This is a genomic window from Reinekea marina, assembly GCF_030409715.1.
In the GTDB taxonomy this organism is placed as follows: Bacteria; Pseudomonadota; Gammaproteobacteria; order Pseudomonadales; family Natronospirillaceae; genus Reinekea; species Reinekea marina.
Map to the genome: position 1 here is coordinate 1,845,852 of NZ_JAUFQI010000001.1, position 16,890 is coordinate 1,862,741.

The following is a 16,890-nucleotide window of genomic DNA, read 5'->3' on the forward strand; positions in this document are numbered from 1 at the left end:
ATGAAATTATTTCGAATAAGTGGCTTAATTGGTTTTGTCGTTTTTTCAGCGTTGCTATTGGTCGTTGGATTTTTGTTTATCGATGTCTGGGCTAAAAAGGGCATCGAATTGTCGGCAACCAACATCAACGGTGCCGAAGTGAATGTCGATGACGTTGACCTAACCTTATCACCCATCGGTTTTAGAATTGAGAAGATTCAAGTTACCGATAAAGCCAAGCCAAGCCATAATCGGTTGGTTATTGAGCAGGCAGTTTTAGACATTAATTTAGCCCAGCTATTTCTAGGGCGAGTACGCATAAATGATATGCATGTAGTCGGCCTAGCTACCAATGTAGAAAGAAGCCAACCTGGTAAGTTAGTAGAAAAACCGGCAGAGGAATCTTCGGCATTTAGTGAAGCAAGCGAAGCTTTAGTGGAAGATCGAAAAGAATCACTAGGGAGTGCATTTCCCTCGCCGAGCGAAGTTGTAGCGGATTCTACAGCTGAAACAAAGGCCGCCATTGCCAATGCCCAACTTGTTATAAACAATGCTAAATCTACTGTAGAAGCATCGGCCGCTAAGTTACCAGGCGAAGACGATTTAGCCGAATATCAGCGTAAAATTTCTGCGTTGAAAGCTCAAAAAATAGATTCTTTGGAGTCTGTTAAGCAAATGCAAACAGGCATACAAGGTTTAACAAAGCAGGTTGCAACCGATAAGTTGGCCATAGAAAAGTTAAAGTTATCGATCGATCTTTCGGTTAAACAAGCTAAAGAGGCTGTGAGTAACATTAAAGATGCACCCGCTAAAGATTGGCAAACCTTGTTATCTAAAAACCCTATAAATGCTGAAACGGCTATTGAAGTTTCTAAAATATTACTAGGGGAAGAGTTGGTTAATAAGTTTGAACAGTATCAGGGGTATTACGAAACAGCGCAGCCTTGGCTAAAGCGATTATCGAAACTGCGCGGAGAAAAAGAAGCAGAAGACCCTAGCAAAGCTCGGCTAGATGGGACCTATATTCGCTTCGAACATCCAGATCCAACGCCTAACTTTTTAATTGATCGTGGCGGCATCAGTTTCGACGCCGATGGTTGGCCTTGGCAAGTTGAAATGACTAGCGTGACGGGAGAGCAAACTATTACCGGTAAACCTGCTGAGTTTTCAATAAAGCGTGGAGAAGGTGATAACACAGCCATGCAAGTCGGTATTACGATTGACCGCCGCGAGCCTACCGCGGTTGATACCATCAACATGATAGGTCGCGGTATTGCATTTTCAAAACAAACCGCATCTGTATCGGGTGCCGATTTAACTTGGTCGCCTGCCCCTGCGAATTTAGATGGCAATATTGTGGTGACCGATGGTGAGTTAAATGGCCAAATCACATTAAGTTTTGATGAAAATACGTTTGACTATTCAGGGGCCAGCAAAGCCGACGAGTTTATAAAAAAGGCTTTAGCTCAAGTGACAGAATTTAAAGTATTTATCGATGTAACTGGCAAAGCCTTAAAACCCAGTATTGCCGTCAGTTCTACGCTCGATAACCAAGTCGGCGAGGCATTCAGTGCTATTGCAAAAGCTGAATATGAAAAATGGCTCGACAGTGTGCGAGCTCAATTAGAAGCCGAAGTGGCCAAGCTTCGCGCACCTGTAGATGAAAAGCTAGGTTCTGTGGTCGATTTACAACAGCAGGCTAAACAGAAGGCTGATGAGTTTGAACAAAAAGTTGTTGCTCAGTTAAAAGAGCTTGAAGATAAACTAACTGCTGAGATGAAGCGGTTAGAAGAGCAAGCCAGTGCCGCTGTCGCTGCCGAGTTAAAAGCCGCGCAAGAAAAAATTGCCGCCGAAAAAGCGCGTTTAGAAGCTGAGCGCAAAGCCGCCGAAGCCGCGGCAAAAAAAGCAGCAGAAGAAAAAGCCAAAGAAGAGTTAGAAAAGCTCAAAGGCAAATTAAAATTTTAAGGGTTTAACCAAAATGAAGATTGATGCCGTATTAGAAGTAGAAGCGGGTGATCCCCAGATTTTAATCGACTTCCTGTTAAGTAATGTCAATTTGTCAAAGTCGCGCTTAAAAGATGTCATGAGTAAAGGCGGTATTTGGCGTGTTGATAACAATGGCGAGCGTAACCGCGTGCGACGCGCCATGACTGACATCTTTGTGGGTGAACAAATTGAAATTTTTTACGATGAAGCGCTGATGTCTGCCAAACCTATTCGGCCAGAGTTGATCGAGGATTACGGCCAATACAGTGTATGGCAAAAACCATTCGGCATGCCATTTCAGGGCGACGATTGGGGCGATTACAACTCTTTTTTGCGTAACCTTTCATTTGCTTTCGACGAACCACGCGATACTGTGCTGCTTTCAAGCTTAGATTACAGCGCTTCAGGATTAGTGCTCGTGCCTCATACGCGAAAAGCCGCTGCAGCGATCAGTGAATCTATTGGTGTTGATTATATTGAAGACTCGGCCGTGCATTACCGAGTGGATGTGGAAGGTGATATCGGTCAGTTAGACAGTATTGAAGTTGACATCGAAGGCGAGAAGGCCATCACCAACATTGAAAAAGTGAAATACGACGAACGTCCAAATAGATCGGTTGTCGATGTATGGCCCCAAACAGGTCGACTAAACCAAGTTAGAACACATTTCAGAGCCATAGGGCACCCGATCATTGGTGATATTGATCCGAGCCGTGAAATAGACGATACCGTCCGACCCGATCCAGTCAGGCTAAAGTTAGTGGAGTTGACGTTTCTTTGCCCCGTGACCAAAGTTTTGAAATCTTATTCAACTATTGGCGCAAATGCATAAGTTAATTGCCAAATTTGCCACTGCCAAAGGCAAACTAGGCCATGTATACTTACTATTCTCATTCTAGACAGTCAGAAGGACTCCTCCATGTTCGAACGTGTTGTTGCCGCGCCCGCAGATCCAATTCTAGGGCTGAATGATTCATTTAATAAAGATGACCGCGCTACTAAAGTAAATTTAGGTGTGGGCGTATTTAAAGATGAAAATGGAAACACACCCATATTGGCTACCGTTAAAGAAGCGGAACGCAGATTGGTTGAGCAAGAAACGTCTAAAAGCTATTTAGCCATTGGCGGAGACCTCGAATATGGCAAGCAAGTACAGGCATTGCTTTTTGGAAACGATCACACCATTGTGACTAACCAATTAGCCCGTACAGCTCAAACACCTGGCGGAACGGGTGCATTGCGTATAGCGGCCGATTTTATGGCGAGCCAACTTAACGTAGATAAAATTTGGATCAGTAATCCAACCTGGGCTAACCACAACAGCGTGTTCAAAAGCGCGGGCTTACAAACAGCCGCATACAGTTACTATGATCCTCAGACACATGGTCTAGATTTCGATGGCATGAAAGCCGATTTAAACCGCGCCGAAGCAGGCGATGCTGTTTTATTGCACGGTTGTTGCCATAACCCAACGGGAATTGACCCAACACTTGAGCAATGGAAAGAATTAGCGACTATCGCCAAAGATCGTGGCCTAATTGTACTGTTCGATTTTGCCTATCAAGGTTTTGCCCAAGGTATTGAAGAAGATGCTGCAGGCTTGCGTGCATTTACAGAAGAGGTTCCTGAATTATTAGTGGCAAGTTCTTTCAGTAAAAACTTTGGTTTGTATAATGAACGTGTCGGTGCTTTTACATTGGTTGGCAGTAATAGTGAAGTTGCCGATAACGCATTCAGCCAAGTAAAAACCATTATTCGCTCTAATTACTCAAACCCGCCTGCCCATGGTGCAAAAGTTGTGGCGACCGTATTGGGAGACGCTTCACTTAAAGCACAGTGGATAGAAGAAGTGGCTTATATGCGTCAGCACATTCATCAGTTGCGTGGTAAGTTTGTAACCGCACTGGCCAAGCTGGGTGTCGCGCAAGATTTCAGTTTTATTGAGCAACAAAATGGCATGTTTTCGTTTTCAGGGCTAACACCTGAGCAAGTCGAAACGCTTAAAACTGACTATGGCATTTACATTGTCGGCAGCGGGCGCATTAACGTTGCTGGGTTGTCCGATAAAAATATTGAGTATGTGTGCGAATCAATCGCCAAGGTTTTATAAACCGAATTTACACACCATTAAAGGTCAGCTTGCTGGCCTTTATGCTATTCGCATGCTGCAATTTGTAAGTAATAGGAGAGGGCATGAAGCCGTTCAAGGTTGTATCTGATTATGAACCAGCTGGTGATCAACCCGCGGCCATTAAAGCATTGGTCGATGGCTTAAACTCTGGGCTTGCCGCCCAAACTTTATTGGGAGTCACGGGCTCTGGTAAAACCTTTACCATGGCCAAAGTGGTGGAAGCCGTAAACAGACCCACCATAGTCATGGTGCACAATAAAACCTTAGCTGCACAGCTTTACTCTGAGTTCCGAGAGTTCTTCCCTAACAACGCAGTAGAGTACTTTGTATCCTATTACGACTACTACCAGCCTGAAGCTTATGTACCTTCCTCTGATACTTTTATTGATAAAGACTCATCGGTAAACGAACACATTGAACAAATGCGTCTGTCGGCCACTAAGGCATTGTTAGAGCGAAAAGATGTTTTAATTGTTGCCACGGTGTCGGCTATTTACGGTTTAGGCTCACCCGAAGGTTATTTAAAAATGGTTTTGCATTTGCGAAAGGGCGACACCATTAATCAACGTGAAGTGCTCAGACGATTAGCCGAGCTGCAATACACCCGCAACGATATAGACTTTGCACGAGGCAGTTATCGGGTGCGCGGTGATATCATAGATATATTCCCCGCCGAATCAGAACTAGAAGCAGTTCGCTTAGAATTGTTTGATGAAGAAGTCGAAAAACTCAGTTTGTTTGACCCATTAACGGGTGAAGTATTGCAAAAGCTGAACCGATTCACCATTTACCCGAAAACGCACTACGTCACGCCACGAGAGACTATTTTAGAAGCCGTTGAACAAATAGAAGTAGAATTAAAAGAACGCCTAACCATTTTAGAGCAGAATAATCGCTTAGTTGAGGCGCAACGCTTAGAGCAGCGCACTAAATACGATTTAGAAATGATGCGTGAGCTTGGCTACTGCAACGGTATTGAAAACTATTCCCGATTTCTATCAGGCTCAGCACCGGGAGCACCACCGCCAACCCTGTTCCAGTACTTTCCTAAAGAAACCCTAATGCTGATCGATGAATCGCATGTGACCATTCCACAAATTGGTGCTATGTACAAAGGTGACCGATCTCGTAAAGAAACCTTAGTGGAGTATGGCTTCCGGTTGCCATCAGCGCTTGATAATCGGCCTCTTAAGTTTGAAGAATGGGAGCGGTTTGCACCTCAAGCCATTTATGTTTCAGCAACCCCAAGCAAATACGAAGCCGCTAATGCTCAACAAATAGTTGAGCAGGTCGTTAGGCCGACAGGCTTAATTGATCCTGTAATAGAAATTCGTCCGGCCCAATCTCAAGTAGACGATGTCTTAGAAGAAATTCGTTTACGTACGGCTGTAAACGAACGAGTATTGATAACGACGCTCACAAAACGCATGGCTGAAGATTTAACCGATTACCTGCAAGACAATGGCGTGAGAGTGCGTTATTTGCATTCCGATATCGACACCGTAGAACGGGTTGAAATTATTCGTGATTTGCGAAAGGGCGAGTTTGACGTGCTGGTGGGTATTAACCTATTGAGAGAAGGGTTAGATATGCCTGAGGTATCGTTAGTCGCCATTTTAGATGCAGATAAAGAAGGCTTTTTACGCAGTGATCGATCCTTAATTCAGACCATTGGTCGTGCCGCGCGTAACTTAAACGGTAAAGCCATTTTATACGCCGACAGAATGACGGGCTCTATGGAGCGTGCCATTGCAGAGACGGAACGTAGACGTAAAACCCAGGTTGCGCACAATGAAAAAATGGGCATTACGCCTCAAGCATTGAATAAAACCATTAACGATATAATCGACGGTGCGCAAAAAGCTCCTGGTCGTTCAGGGGCTATGGCTAAGAAGCGCCAAAAAGTAGAAAAAATTGGCGAAGAAGCCAAAACAACCAGTTACTTGCAAATGAGTGTTGCTGAACTGTCGAAAGAAATGATCAAAATAGAAGACAACATGCACAAGGCGGCGAAAGATATGAAGTTTGAACAAGCTGCAGCGCTGCGAGATCAGCTAATGGATTTAAAAGACATACTAAGGGCCCGATAACATGACTGAACAGCTAACTCTCATTGCACCCGATGATTGGCATTTGCATTTCCGAGATGGCGATATGCTAAAGGAAACGGTGCCTGCCACGGCTCGCTGCTTTAAACGAGCTGTTGTAATGCCCAACTTAGTGCCACCCGTTACCAACGCCAAATTGGCAATGGAGTACCGAGACCGTATAAGCAACGCAACCCCTGCGAGTGTTGACTTCACCCCCATTATGACGATCTATCTAACAAATCAGACAACCGCTGAAGATATTAAAGAAGCGAAAGCGGCCGGAGTGTTAGCCGCAAAGCTTTACCCTGCCGGCGCGACAACAAATTCTAGTGCAGCCGTAAGCTCTTTGAACAGTTTACAGCCAGTTTTTGAAGTCATGGCAGAACAGGGTATGCTGCTTTTGATTCATGGTGAAGTGACGGAATCGCATATTGATATATTTGATCGAGAAAAAGTCTTTATTGATCAGCATCTTAAGCCCATTGTGGCCAATAACCCTGATTTAAAAGTCGTACTTGAGCACATTACAACAAAAGACGCCGTTGATTTCGTTCTTCAAGCCTCAAGCAATGTTGCCGCGACGGTAACGCCACAGCACCTTATGCTTAATCGCAACGACCTACTCGTTGGTGGTGTTCGGCCCCATAATTTTTGCTTGCCCGTGCTAAAGCGTAATACACACCAGCAGGCATTAAGGGAGGCCGTAGCCTCAGGAACGCCTAAAATATTTTTAGGAACCGATTCGGCACCGCATGAAAAGCGCAATAAAGAAAACGCCTGCGGTTGTGCAGGGTGTTATTCGGCCTGGAGTGCCATTGAATTGTACGCGCAAGTGTTCGAGGAACTCGGTTGTTTAGATAAACTTGAGAATTTTGCCAGTGTCTTTGGTGCTGATTTTTATGGGCTACCCGTAAATACATCAACGATCACGTTGGTCAAGCAACCATGGCAAATCCCCAGTGAAATTGAATTGCCAAATGGCGAACCAATTGTACCTTTCTTTGCTAATGAAACCGTTGCCTGGCGCCTTAAATTGTAATGAGCAGTGTACCCACCTTACCCGCTCAACGCGTGGGCATAGTAGCCCGCGCGATGCTGAACGGTACCCTACATTATTTGCTGGGTGCTCTTGAATTGGAGCAGTTGCGTCATGAGGTGGGTGCCTACGAAAACGACCCAGATTTTTTGCCGTTCATAGCCATAAAAATGGACATCGAACAGATGTCCATTTCACCTCAAATGCTTAAAAAAACAAATAATCAATCAGCACAAGACGTTCAAAAAATAACTGAATCTACTCAGTGGGCGAAAGCAATTTCTTTACAGCAATGTGCAACACTTGCCGAACGATTTTCTAACTGATACCTCAGTTTTTTTCGATCTACCTAAACCAAGATGCTCAGTTCTAAAGTCACTGGCAGGTTTCCTCCCTGCTGAAGCGCTTTAAGCGAAGTTTTTAAATTTACCCTAAGCTAGCCGCCCGTAGCCCAATGCATTCCTTCACTAACCGCTTTGCCGCCAAATTCCGCCTTTGTTAAACCAAAAATACCGTAACCCATTGATTTTAAACAAAAAATAAACTTGGCATTGTGTTTGCAATATTCCATATAAATACGCAAAAAGCGGAAATAGGGGAAAGGTATGTCGGCATTAGGTTTTAATAATTCACTAGGTATTCACGATAATGCGTTGCTGATTCGTTCTGAGCGGTCGTCAATTCTGGCGAATAACCTTGCGAATGCCGATACCCCTGGATACAAGGCCCGCGATATTGATTTTAAAGCAATTTTAGCCGGTGAGGTAAAACAAACCTCTAGTTTAAAAGTGGCTAAAACAGATTCGGCACACATTCAGGGGCGCGAATCGGATGGGTGGGAAAAACTTTACCGCAATCCGCTTCAGCCTTCCATCGATGGCAATACAGTTGAAGAGCATGTTGAAAATACAGAATTTACTGGCAATGCCATGCAATACAACTCCAGTTTTGAGTTTTTGAATCGTAAGTTCACTGGCTTAACCGGCGCAATTAGAGGCGAATAATTATGAGCTTAGGAAATATTTTCGACATTTCAGGGTCGGGCATGAATGCCCAGTCGATTCGCTTAAATACGACGGCCAGTAACCTTGCAAACGCTCAATCGGTGAGCTCTAGTATTGAAGACACGTACCGCGCACGTAAGCCCGTATTTCAGCAACTTCACGCTTCCTATGTCGACCGTGATCTAGTGCCGGTAGATTTAGCTCACGATGTTGGCAGCGGAGTCAAAGTGCAAGCCATTGTGGAAAAACAAGATCCACTGGATATTCGATTTGATCCAACGCACCCAATGGCCGATGAAGACGGTTATGTGTATTACCCAAACGTCAACGTAGTTGAGGAAATGGCCGATATGATGTCTGCCTCACGCTCTTTTACTGTCAACGTTGAAGTGTTTAATACGGCTAAAACCTTGATGCAAAAAACCTTAACGTTGGGCAAATAGGAGTAGGCGACCATGACCGACATTAACAACAACGTTACCAATGTGTTGGGCAGTAATTACAGTAAAGATCGTAATGCCACAGAAACGCCAGACAACGGCGAGTTAGGTAAGAGTGAATTCTTAGAATTAATGATTGCTCAGCTTAACAATCAAAACCCGCTTGAGCCTCAAGATAACGGCCAGTTTATTGCCGAGCTCGCTCAATTTTCAACCGTGGAAGGCATTCAAAATATGTCCTCTGGTTTTGAAGATTTAGCGGTGTCCTATAAATCATCGCAAGCTTTGCAAGCAAGCGCCCTTGTGGGAGGTGCTGTAACCATTGATGGAAATCAATCCAGTACCTTGCGGCACGGTGAATTGGTGTTTGGTATGGCTGAGATCCCTGCGGCATCAGAAGGTTTAACGTTACAAATTACCAACGAGACTGGGCAAATAGTAGAAAGCGTTGCGTTAGGTTATCAGCCAAATGGTCAGTTAACGTTTAAATGGGATGGTGCGAATTTAGAAGTGAACGGTGAAATTGCAGACATCGATTACGATAAATTCCAGACCGATGAAAACGGCAACATTATTCCGCATCCCGCCGGTAACTATGATTTTCAAGTGAGCGGAAGCGTGCTTGGACAACAGCAAGTATTTGATACCAGTTTATCGCAGCGTGTCGATTCGGTCACGATTGGTGATAACAACGATATTCAATTGAATTTAGCCGGTGGTGGCTCTGCAACCATGGCGCAAGTTAAGCAAATTAATGCAGTTTATTAAGTGACAGTATCGTCATTCCCAATGACTGGGAATTAAACCCCGCACAGCGGGAATGACATAGAAGAGGGTCAGTTTATGAGTTTCGGTTCAGGATTAAGCGGTGTAGCCGCAGCCAACAAAGACTTAAATATCACCGGTAATAACATCGCCAACGCAAGCACGACCGGCTTTAAAGCCAGTCGAGCCGAATTTGGTGATGCCTATACCACTTCCATCATGGGCATGGGTCAAGACCCGATTGGTTCCGGTGTTAATGTAACCAATGTCGGGCAAAAATTTGAGCAAGGTAATATTTCGCAAACCAATTCTGTGCTCGATTTAGCGATCGACGGAAACGGTTTTTTTGTGACCGAGTACCCTAATAATTCAGTGACTTATACACGATCAGGTATCTTTCACGTTAATAAGCAAGGCTTTATTGAAAGTAATCAAGGCGCCGTGTTGCAGGGCTATGGTGTAGATCAAAATGGAATTGTAACGGGTATTTTGCAAGACTTACGTGTAGATGCTGGTAACCAACCACCCCGTGGTACCCATACTATTGATGCGCGTTTAAATGTACCCGCGGGTGCTCAAGTGTTGCAACAAATTGGCTCTACCACTCGCACCAATGGTTTAGCTGTTGGGGTTGCTCAAGTTGGGCCTTCGGATGATGTGACCACCACACTAGATTCAATCAGTTACCCAACCACTGCCGGTACGCCTGCGCAAATCGTGGGTGGTGCCATTGGCTTTACAGGAACAACACCGGGTATAAACTTTCCTTGGCAGCCCAATGCTTCAGAAGCGTCATCTACGTTAGATTTTACACTGCAGGGGCCCAACATAAATGGTGGGTTAAATCCTTTAACCGTTACCATTCAGCCATTCACCGATACCGTAATATATGACGATGTCGATGATTTAGTCTCATCGATCAATGCGAATATCAATGGCGACCCTGATTTAGCGGGCAAAGTTCAAGCGGTAGCGAATAGCTTCGGTGGTATCACCTTTGAAACTGCAGGTCCTTATGCTACAGATGGCACTGCGATCATTGGCATTGTGAATAACGTGAATAGTTTATCTGATCGTAACTATTTAAACTTCGGTTCCCATGGTATTACTTTGGCGGGTGATGCTGCTTCGGGATTAAACATTACAGCAGTCAATACAGGAACCACGCTTACAAGTCGCATTGATTTAGATTCTCTCGATTCCACAAGCCCATTTTACGATGATCCAACAGTTGCCGGCTCTAATATGGTGTTTAATGCCAATGTCGGTGGCACCGTATACTCGAATCAATCTTTTACATATAACCCTGCAGGTTATGCTTCACAAGCGGCGTTTGTTGCAGATTTAAACGCACAAGTAGCGGGTGGTATAGGGACTGAAGGTTCATTCCAGTTGAACGCTAACCGATTGGAGTTTGTAGTAACGGCTGGGGGCAGTTTAGGCCCTACCAATGTCTCATTTACGAGCGTCAGTTCAACCACCACCAGCTCAGTTGGCATGAATGAACTAGGTATGACAGCTAACTCTTCATTCGCGCCGATTCAAACCTTAGGTCAAGTGCAAAACAACCAACTAGATTTCTCGGTTGATGGTGCTCCTGCAGTGACCGTAACTTTGACAGGGACTAATCACTTAGATGCGGATTCGCTCGTTGCCGATATTAATGCTCAGATTGCTGCCACTTCGGCAGCGCTTGACGCCGCGGTAACGGCCTATCATGTCGGTGGAGTCCTACATTTTGCAAGAATCGATACTACAACGGCTGGTGATACTTTAAGTGTAACGTCGAATTCTGCCACATCGGATACTTACTTAGGAATCAGCTCGACTACGTCCTTGATTACACCTGAGCCTTTCTCTCCGATAGCCGGTACTGACTTATTCGCAAATAATGGCTTTATAGATTTATCAAGCGATCCAGGCAGTAATGCAACTGTACAGGGTAATAATACCTCTGGACTCACCTTTACTGATTTTGTTCCAGGGACAGCAACCGAGCTTACAGGTGCTCCAATACCAGCAGGCGCAATTGCAAATGGCGATGATGGTTTGTCGATCAACTTTACTGTAAACCTTGGAGGTGATTCGCAACCCGGAACGCTCATTGTACCTGCCGGTGGATGGGCCAACATAGCCGCGCTTGCGACCGATCTTGAAAATGAAATCAACGCACAATATGTGGGGACTTATGGACCTAATGCGGTAACGATTACCACCAATGCAAGCCGTTTGGTGATTACGTCCAATGATATGGGCATTGGACCACAAACAATTTCGTTTACGCCATCGACCTCTACGGCATCTACTTCAGTCGTAAACTTTGGTATTGCTACAACATCGGTGCCTGCACCAACCACGGTGTTAGGTAGTCCAGACGTTCCGTTTGATAATCAAATTGAAATTTCTTTAGATGGCGGTACTGCACAACGCATTACTATCCCTCAAGGTACCTATACAACGAATAACGAGTTGGTCGACCAGATCAATAGCCTGATTGCCTCTAACCCAACGCTTTCGGGTGAAGTCAATGTGTCGCATGTTAACGGTCGCCTTATTTTCGAACGTGCCGATACAGGTGCCTTCCCATTAGACATTGATGTTTCGGGTACAACGGCTTCTCAGGCTAACTTTGGTTTAACCAGTACAACTAAAACCTTAGGTGAAGAGCCAATTGATCGCACCCATTCATTCCGTGTGAACTTAGCCGTTCCATTGCCGGATGAAGAAGGGCGCTCGGGTTCAGTGGCCATTTCGTTAGAAGAAAAAATATACTCTGTCGATCAACTTGCCGCGGCCATTAACCGTGAATTAGCGGCGGTACCAGAAGACGAATACATTGGCGTTAGGGCGGTCGTTGGGCGTGATGCAGACGACAACGAAGTCCTGCAGTTTATGGCAACAGAAGGCGGCGAAGCGTCACAAATTTCCATTACCAATGTGCAAGCGCCGGGCGATGATTTAGATGTCAACGCGCTGCATGCTTTGCTGCAAGCCGACCAATATGAAGCTGAGTTGTTGACTATAGGTGAGCCGGCTATAACCAACGGTTATCCGGAGCAGAGTTTTGTCATTTATGATGAAGCAAATGACGAGCGTACAAATGTTACTATCCCAGAAGGAACGCAAGCATCCGAGATTGCCAGTCAATTAAGTTCCTATGCAGGAGTGACCGCAACCGCTGAAACTAACCTTACCCTACGCGCCGAAGATTACGTTAACGGTGGCGATATGAATTTATACATAAATGGGCAAGTGATTACTGCAAACGATTTCCAAGGCATCGTGGATGAGATTAATTCATACTCTGGAACTTCGCTCAATAGTATCAGTGCCGATCTAAATGCAGATACTGGAAATATTGAAATCACCTCAAGTATCGGTATTGATATCTCAGTTTCTATTGAAACAACCAACGATTTAGATGGTTTGACAATTCAAGGCTACACCAGCACGGCACCGGTGACTCTAGGCCGAGGCGTGGACGCAGAAACTAACGCACGCGTGGGCGGCTATGTTGATATCGTATTGAACGAAGGCATTACCATGATCGAGCCAGACCCACGTGTGGCAGGCTTGTTCAATGGTTTAAACGATGCCAGCTTTGAACCGTTTGTGATTAATGAGTTTGATCCTGATGATCCTGAATCCTACAACGAAACTGCATCGTTAACGGTTTACGATTCGTTAGGTAACCAGCATCAATTACAAATGTACTACGTGAAAGACCCTGATGACCCGGTGCGCCCACAAGCGTTAAACAGTTGGACGGTTTATGCGTTAATTGATGGTGAGCCAATTGGTGATCCGGATGCGTCATTGCCGTTCCCTCAAAACATTGAGCCAACGCATGCATCATTTAAACTGCACTTTAATGCCGATGGCACCATCGATGAAGAAAACACGGGTGAGTTCTTAATCTCGAATTGGGACCCTGTGGATTCTGAAGGAAATGGAAACGGTGCTTACACATCACTTAATGTGGCAGAAGGGGGTGTTTCACCCGTACCCGATCCGAACACGAACTCGAACTTTTCGATTTCATTTGGTGGAACGACACAATACGGTGGTCCTTTTGCTCGTTACGATTTTCAGCAAGATGGCTATTCAAGTGGCCGACTCAAAGACTTAGAGATCAATGACGACGGAACCATATTCGCACGTTACACCAATGGTGAAGCACAAGTACTTGGGCAAGTCGCATTGGCCTCTTTTGCCAACATGGAAGGGTTAACACCTGTTGGCCAAACGGAGTGGCAAGAAAGCTTTGAATCGGGCGATGCCACCATTGGTGAAGCCGGAACAGGCTTGCTTGGCACACTTCGATCGGCCGCACTCGAAGACTCGACTGTCGACTTATCGGAACAACTGGTTCATTTGATCATCGCACAACGGAACTACCAGGCCAGTGCGAAGACGATTGAGACAGCGAATGCCGTAACGCAAACGATTATTAATTTGAGGTAGTAAAAAGATAGCTGCAAGTTTTTAACTGCAAGCTGCTAGTAAGGGCAAGGTTAAAAGATAGTTATTGGCTGCGGGCTGCGGGTTTTAGGAAAAACCCATAAACCAAAGCGTTACCGTTGGTGGTTTAGCCATACTTGTAGGAGCCTTCGGAACGCAGTGGAGAGGCGATGGAGTAGCACAAAGCAATCGCGTCTTCGCAAGCTTCGAACACTCCTACCAGGTGTGTGGCCGGTTTATGATGTTGAACAAACTCGCAGCACGCAGCTCGCAGCCCAAAACGACCTTAGCCTCTTCACATGCACCTGAAATCGGGTGGTGATGCGGTTGCTCTATGGCAACCGTTCACCGCTTTTTACTGCTAATCCTTACCGCCAAAACCGTCTGCTTTCTTATATTTGAAATTCAATAAAAACAGTCACTTATCCAGTGATTTTCATAAAACTCCATATAAATCAGTAGCTTGCAGCTTATAGCTTGCAGCTAGTCGCTCTAAAAACCTCCTTCAGAGGTTGTTGGCACACCTTTCGCATTACCAAACCTAAAGCAACACTATTAGGATTAAGAAAATGGATCGTGCGATATATATTGCGATGACCGGTGCGAAGAACAACATGCTTTCGCAAACCTCTCATTCGAACAACATGGCGAATGCTCGTACCTATGGTTTTAAAGCCGACTGGGCGCAAGCGCGTGCTATTCCTGTTTGGGGTGAGCACCATCCTTCACGCGCCTTTGCTTTAACCGAACGTCCTGCTTCCGATTTTAACGATGGTGCATTGATAGAAACCGGCAACGAGCTAGATACCGCTATCACTGGCGATGGTTTCTTTGCCACTCTCGATGCCAACGGGCAAGAAGCTTATTCGCGTCGAGGTGATTTTTCCGTCACACCATTGGGTGAACTGATCAATGGCAGTGGTCAGCCTATTTTAGGCGAGGGCGGTCCTATTGTTTTACCTCCTTATCAAAAAGTAGAAATAGGGACCGATGGTGTTATTTCTATTCGCCCGCCAGGTGCAGGGCCTCAAGGCATGATTGCGGTTGATACCTTAAAAATAGTAAACCCTGATTTTCAAAATTTTGAAAAAGGCACAGACGGTTTATTCCGCCCTGTGCAAGGGCCAGCCGTCTTACCAGCCGATCCATTGATGACCGTGATCACGGGGTTTGTTGAAGGCAGTAACGTGAACTCCGTTGCTGAGCTGACCAATTTATTATCGCTCAATCGTCAATACGAAACACAAGTGAAGATGATGAAAACCGCCGACGACATGTCACGTTCATCTGAACGTGTGTTGCAAATGAGTTAATCACCAACCAATTAAGAGGATAACATTATGCATAAGGCACTTTGGGTTGGTAAAACCGGCTTAGAAGCACAAGATATTTCACTCGCTACTATTTCAAATAATATGGCGAACGCTTCCACAACAGGCTTTAAAAAAGAGCGTGCGGTATTTGAAGATTTAATCTACCAGGTGCAGCGTCAGCCGGGTGCGCAAAGCTCGCAAAATACTCAGCTTCCTTCAGGCCTACAATTAGGTACGGGTGTGCGAACGGTTGGTACGCAAAAAGTATTTATGCAAGGTGATTTAAATATGACCGAGCAACCACTCGATATGGCAATAAATGGGCGGGGATTTTTTCAAATATTAATGCCAGATGGCACCATCAGCTACACCCGAGATGGTACTTTCCATTTAGATTCTGAAGGCAATGTGGTGACGGCAAACGGCTACCCACTAGAGCCAAACATTCAAGTACCCGAGCAAACCAAAACCATCACAGTAGGTACCGATGGCATCGTATCTGCAGTTTCAGAAGGCGATAACTTACCCGTAGAAATTGGCAACGTAGAAGTGGTCGATTTTGTAAACTCGGCTGGTTTGCAAGCTATTGGGAATAACCTTTATTTAGAAACGGCTGCCAGCGGTGCGCCAGCGGTTGGTGTACCAAGTTTGGATGGCTTTGGCTCTATTGTTCAAGGCGCATTGGAAAATTCGAACGTGACCATTGTAGAAGAAATGGTTGATATGATCGCAACGCAGCGCGCCTATGAAATGAACTCGAAAGTAGTGAGTACCGCCGACCAAATGCTCGGTTTCATTACGTCGAATTTGTAATAAATTAAAGTTAGAAGAGGCAATCGTGATGACTCATCTTAAAATTGTAATGGTAGTGATCGCCGCTTTGTTGGTATCGGCTTGTGGCGGGATGCAAATTTCTTCACTGCCGCAAGCGCCAAAGCCGGGTGATCCAGAATTCGCGCCGGTACCGTCTGAATCTTTACGACCACCTCCGAATTCTGGCGGCTCTTTATTCGTCGATAATTATGGTATAAGCCTATACGGCGATAAAAAAGCTCGCCGAGTCGGTGACATTATTACGGTTGTTTTATCTGAAAGTACGCAAGGTAAAAAGTCATCGCAATCTAAAACCAGTAAGTCATCAAACGCTACTTTGACAGCGCCTGTATTAGGCGGAGGCGATCCAATAGAGGCGCTCAGTGGCACCATTGGAGGCGATCGTAGTTTTTCAGGTAAAGGCGATGCCGATCAATCGAACTCTTTAAGCGGTAACATCACTGTGACCGTATCAGAAGTGTTACCCAACGGCGTCTTGCGAGTTAGGGGCGAGAAGTGGATCACCCTAAATACCGGTGCTGAGTTTATTCGTATTCAAGGCATGTTGCGCCCTGACGACATTAACTTAGACAACACCGTAGAAAGCCAAAAGTTAGCCGACGCTCGCATTACCTACAGTGGCGCAGGCGCTGTGGCCAGTGCAGCCAAACAAGGTTGGCTAACGGCCTTTGTTAATTCATCTTGGTTTCCATTTTAGGCCAGGGGCTGTAAGTATTAATTCGTAGGAGCCTTCGGAACAAAGTGGAGAGGCGATTGACCGGCACCATGCTATCGCGTCTCCGCGTTGCTTCGGGCGCTCCTACCATTGAGGTTTTTACAACGGCAGTTGTGCGGCATAAAGTTTGCAGAAC

At 45.4% G+C, this 16,890-nt stretch carries 18 protein-coding genes; 16 read left to right on the forward strand and 2 right to left on the reverse strand.

The genetic code is table 11. From position 1 onward, the window contains the following. From QWZ13_RS09810 to QWZ13_RS09845, 8 genes are all read left to right on the forward strand, one after another. Positions 1–1,944 (forward strand): TIGR03545 family protein, encoded by a 1,944-nt coding sequence (locus QWZ13_RS09810; protein ID WP_290281617.1) that lies wholly within the window; start codon positions 1–3, stop codon positions 1,942–1,944. Positions 1,945–1,957: 13 nt separating this feature from the next. Beyond that, the gene (locus tag QWZ13_RS09815) at positions 1,958–2,797 is read left to right on the forward strand and encodes a pseudouridine synthase (protein WP_290281618.1); all 840 of its coding nucleotides are present in this window, start codon (positions 1,958–1,960) and stop codon (positions 2,795–2,797) included. Positions 2,798–2,884: 87 nt separating this feature from the next. After that, the gene (locus tag QWZ13_RS09820) at positions 2,885–4,075 is read left to right on the forward strand and encodes an amino acid aminotransferase (protein WP_290281619.1); all 1,191 of its coding nucleotides are present in this window, start codon (positions 2,885–2,887) and stop codon (positions 4,073–4,075) included. Next, complete coding sequence (locus QWZ13_RS09825; RefSeq protein WP_290281620.1) at positions 4,044–4,184, forward strand: hypothetical protein; 141 nt, start codon at positions 4,044–4,046, stop codon at positions 4,182–4,184. The genes QWZ13_RS09820 and QWZ13_RS09825 overlap by 32 nt, the downstream gene beginning before the upstream one ends. Next, positions 4,159–6,186, forward strand: a complete 2,028-nt coding sequence (gene uvrB / locus QWZ13_RS09830) for an excinuclease ABC subunit UvrB (RefSeq protein ID WP_290281621.1) — start codon at positions 4,159–4,161, stop codon at positions 6,184–6,186. Before QWZ13_RS09825 ends, uvrB begins: the two co-directional genes overlap by 26 nt. 1 nt (position 6,187) lies before the next feature. After that, positions 6,188–7,225, forward strand: coding sequence for a dihydroorotase (gene pyrC, locus QWZ13_RS09835; RefSeq protein WP_290281622.1), 1,038 nt, complete (start codon positions 6,188–6,190; stop codon positions 7,223–7,225). Beyond that, on the forward strand, positions 7,164–7,319 hold the full coding sequence (locus tag QWZ13_RS09840) for a hypothetical protein (protein WP_290281623.1): 156 nt from the start codon (positions 7,164–7,166) through the stop codon (positions 7,317–7,319). Before pyrC ends, QWZ13_RS09840 begins: the two co-directional genes overlap by 62 nt. Next, positions 7,279–7,548, forward strand: coding sequence for a hypothetical protein (locus QWZ13_RS09845; RefSeq protein WP_290281624.1), 270 nt, complete (start codon positions 7,279–7,281; stop codon positions 7,546–7,548). Before QWZ13_RS09840 ends, QWZ13_RS09845 begins: the two co-directional genes overlap by 41 nt. Positions 7,549–7,658: 110 nt before the next feature. On the opposite strand, the gene QWZ13_RS09850 is transcribed toward QWZ13_RS09845, so the two are convergent. Continuing rightward, positions 7,659–7,793 carry a hypothetical protein gene (locus QWZ13_RS09850; protein ID WP_290281625.1) on the reverse strand — a complete coding sequence of 45 codons (135 nt, stop codon included), beginning with the start codon at positions 7,791–7,793 and terminating at the stop codon, positions 7,659–7,661. A gap of 34 nt (positions 7,794–7,827) precedes the next feature. On the opposite strand from QWZ13_RS09850, the gene flgB reads away from it, so the two are divergent. The 8 genes from flgB (at position 7,828) to flgH (ending at position 16,736) form a co-directional block, all read left to right on the forward strand. Continuing rightward, the gene (gene flgB, locus QWZ13_RS09855) at positions 7,828–8,226 is read left to right on the forward strand and encodes a flagellar basal body rod protein FlgB (protein ID WP_215999301.1); all 399 of its coding nucleotides are present in this window, start codon (positions 7,828–7,830) and stop codon (positions 8,224–8,226) included. Between the two features lie 2 nt (positions 8,227–8,228). Beyond that, entirely contained in the window at positions 8,229–8,669 is a 441-nt protein-coding gene (gene flgC / locus QWZ13_RS09860; protein ID WP_215999302.1) for a flagellar basal body rod protein FlgC, read from the forward strand. Positions 8,670–8,681: 12 nt separating this feature from the next. Then, positions 8,682–9,434 (forward strand): flagellar hook assembly protein FlgD, encoded by a 753-nt coding sequence (locus QWZ13_RS09865; RefSeq protein ID WP_215999303.1) that lies wholly within the window; start codon positions 8,682–8,684, stop codon positions 9,432–9,434. Positions 9,435–9,509: 75 nt separating this feature from the next. Further along, complete coding sequence (locus QWZ13_RS09870; protein ID WP_290281626.1) at positions 9,510–13,895, forward strand: flagellar hook-basal body complex protein; 4,386 nt, start codon at positions 9,510–9,512, stop codon at positions 13,893–13,895. A 156-nt stretch (positions 13,896–14,051) separates the two neighbouring features. After that, the gene (locus QWZ13_RS09875; protein WP_290281627.1) at positions 14,052–14,201 is read left to right on the forward strand and encodes a hypothetical protein; all 150 of its coding nucleotides are present in this window, start codon (positions 14,052–14,054) and stop codon (positions 14,199–14,201) included. Between the two features lie 260 nt (positions 14,202–14,461). Further along, the gene (locus QWZ13_RS09880; RefSeq protein WP_215999305.1) at positions 14,462–15,205 is read left to right on the forward strand and encodes a flagellar basal body rod protein FlgF; all 744 of its coding nucleotides are present in this window, start codon (positions 14,462–14,464) and stop codon (positions 15,203–15,205) included. 27 nt (positions 15,206–15,232) lie between these two features. Continuing rightward, positions 15,233–16,018 (forward strand): flagellar basal-body rod protein FlgG, encoded by a 786-nt coding sequence (gene flgG, locus QWZ13_RS09885; RefSeq protein WP_215999306.1) that lies wholly within the window; start codon positions 15,233–15,235, stop codon positions 16,016–16,018. A 28-nt stretch (positions 16,019–16,046) separates the two neighbouring features. Then, a complete protein-coding gene (flgH, locus tag QWZ13_RS09890; protein WP_215999307.1) occupies positions 16,047–16,736 on the forward strand; it encodes a flagellar basal body L-ring protein FlgH in 690 nt (229 codons plus the stop codon). Here flgH and QWZ13_RS09895 read toward each other — a convergent pair. Then, positions 16,711–16,845 (reverse strand): hypothetical protein, encoded by a 135-nt coding sequence (locus QWZ13_RS09895; protein ID WP_290281628.1) that lies wholly within the window; start codon positions 16,843–16,845, stop codon positions 16,711–16,713. The two genes, flgH and QWZ13_RS09895, sit on opposite strands and share 26 nt — an antisense overlap. Positions 16,846–16,890: the final 45 nt, after the last annotated feature.

Coding starts and splice junctions, on each gene's coding strand:
- QWZ13_RS09870 (WP_290281626.1), top strand. CDS start 9,510: ATGAGTTTCGGTTCAGGATTAAGCGGTGTAGCCGCAGCCAACAAAGAC.
- pyrC (WP_290281622.1), top strand. CDS start 6,188: ATGACTGAACAGCTAACTCTCATTGCACCCGATGATTGGCATTTGCAT.
- flgG (WP_215999306.1), top strand. CDS start 15,233: ATGCATAAGGCACTTTGGGTTGGTAAAACCGGCTTAGAAGCACAAGAT.
- QWZ13_RS09845 (WP_290281624.1), top strand. CDS start 7,279: ATGCTGAACGGTACCCTACATTATTTGCTGGGTGCTCTTGAATTGGAG.
- flgC (WP_215999302.1), top strand. CDS start 8,229: ATGAGCTTAGGAAATATTTTCGACATTTCAGGGTCGGGCATGAATGCC.
- QWZ13_RS09820 (WP_290281619.1), top strand. CDS start 2,885: ATGTTCGAACGTGTTGTTGCCGCGCCCGCAGATCCAATTCTAGGGCTG.
- flgH (WP_215999307.1), top strand. CDS start 16,047: ATGACTCATCTTAAAATTGTAATGGTAGTGATCGCCGCTTTGTTGGTA.
- QWZ13_RS09810 (WP_290281617.1), top strand. CDS start 1: ATGAAATTATTTCGAATAAGTGGCTTAATTGGTTTTGTCGTTTTTTCA.
- QWZ13_RS09815 (WP_290281618.1), top strand. CDS start 1,958: ATGAAGATTGATGCCGTATTAGAAGTAGAAGCGGGTGATCCCCAGATT.
- QWZ13_RS09825 (WP_290281620.1), top strand. CDS start 4,044: ATGTGTGCGAATCAATCGCCAAGGTTTTATAAACCGAATTTACACACC.
- flgB (WP_215999301.1), top strand. CDS start 7,828: ATGTCGGCATTAGGTTTTAATAATTCACTAGGTATTCACGATAATGCG.
- QWZ13_RS09865 (WP_215999303.1), top strand. CDS start 8,682: ATGACCGACATTAACAACAACGTTACCAATGTGTTGGGCAGTAATTAC.
- QWZ13_RS09840 (WP_290281623.1), top strand. CDS start 7,164: ATGGCGAACCAATTGTACCTTTCTTTGCTAATGAAACCGTTGCCTGGC.
- uvrB (WP_290281621.1), top strand. CDS start 4,159: ATGAAGCCGTTCAAGGTTGTATCTGATTATGAACCAGCTGGTGATCAA.
- QWZ13_RS09850 (WP_290281625.1), bottom strand. CDS start 7,793: ATGGAATATTGCAAACACAATGCCAAGTTTATTTTTTGTTTAAAATCA.
- QWZ13_RS09895 (WP_290281628.1), bottom strand. CDS start 16,845: ATGGTAGGAGCGCCCGAAGCAACGCGGAGACGCGATAGCATGGTGCCG.
- QWZ13_RS09880 (WP_215999305.1), top strand. CDS start 14,462: ATGGATCGTGCGATATATATTGCGATGACCGGTGCGAAGAACAACATG.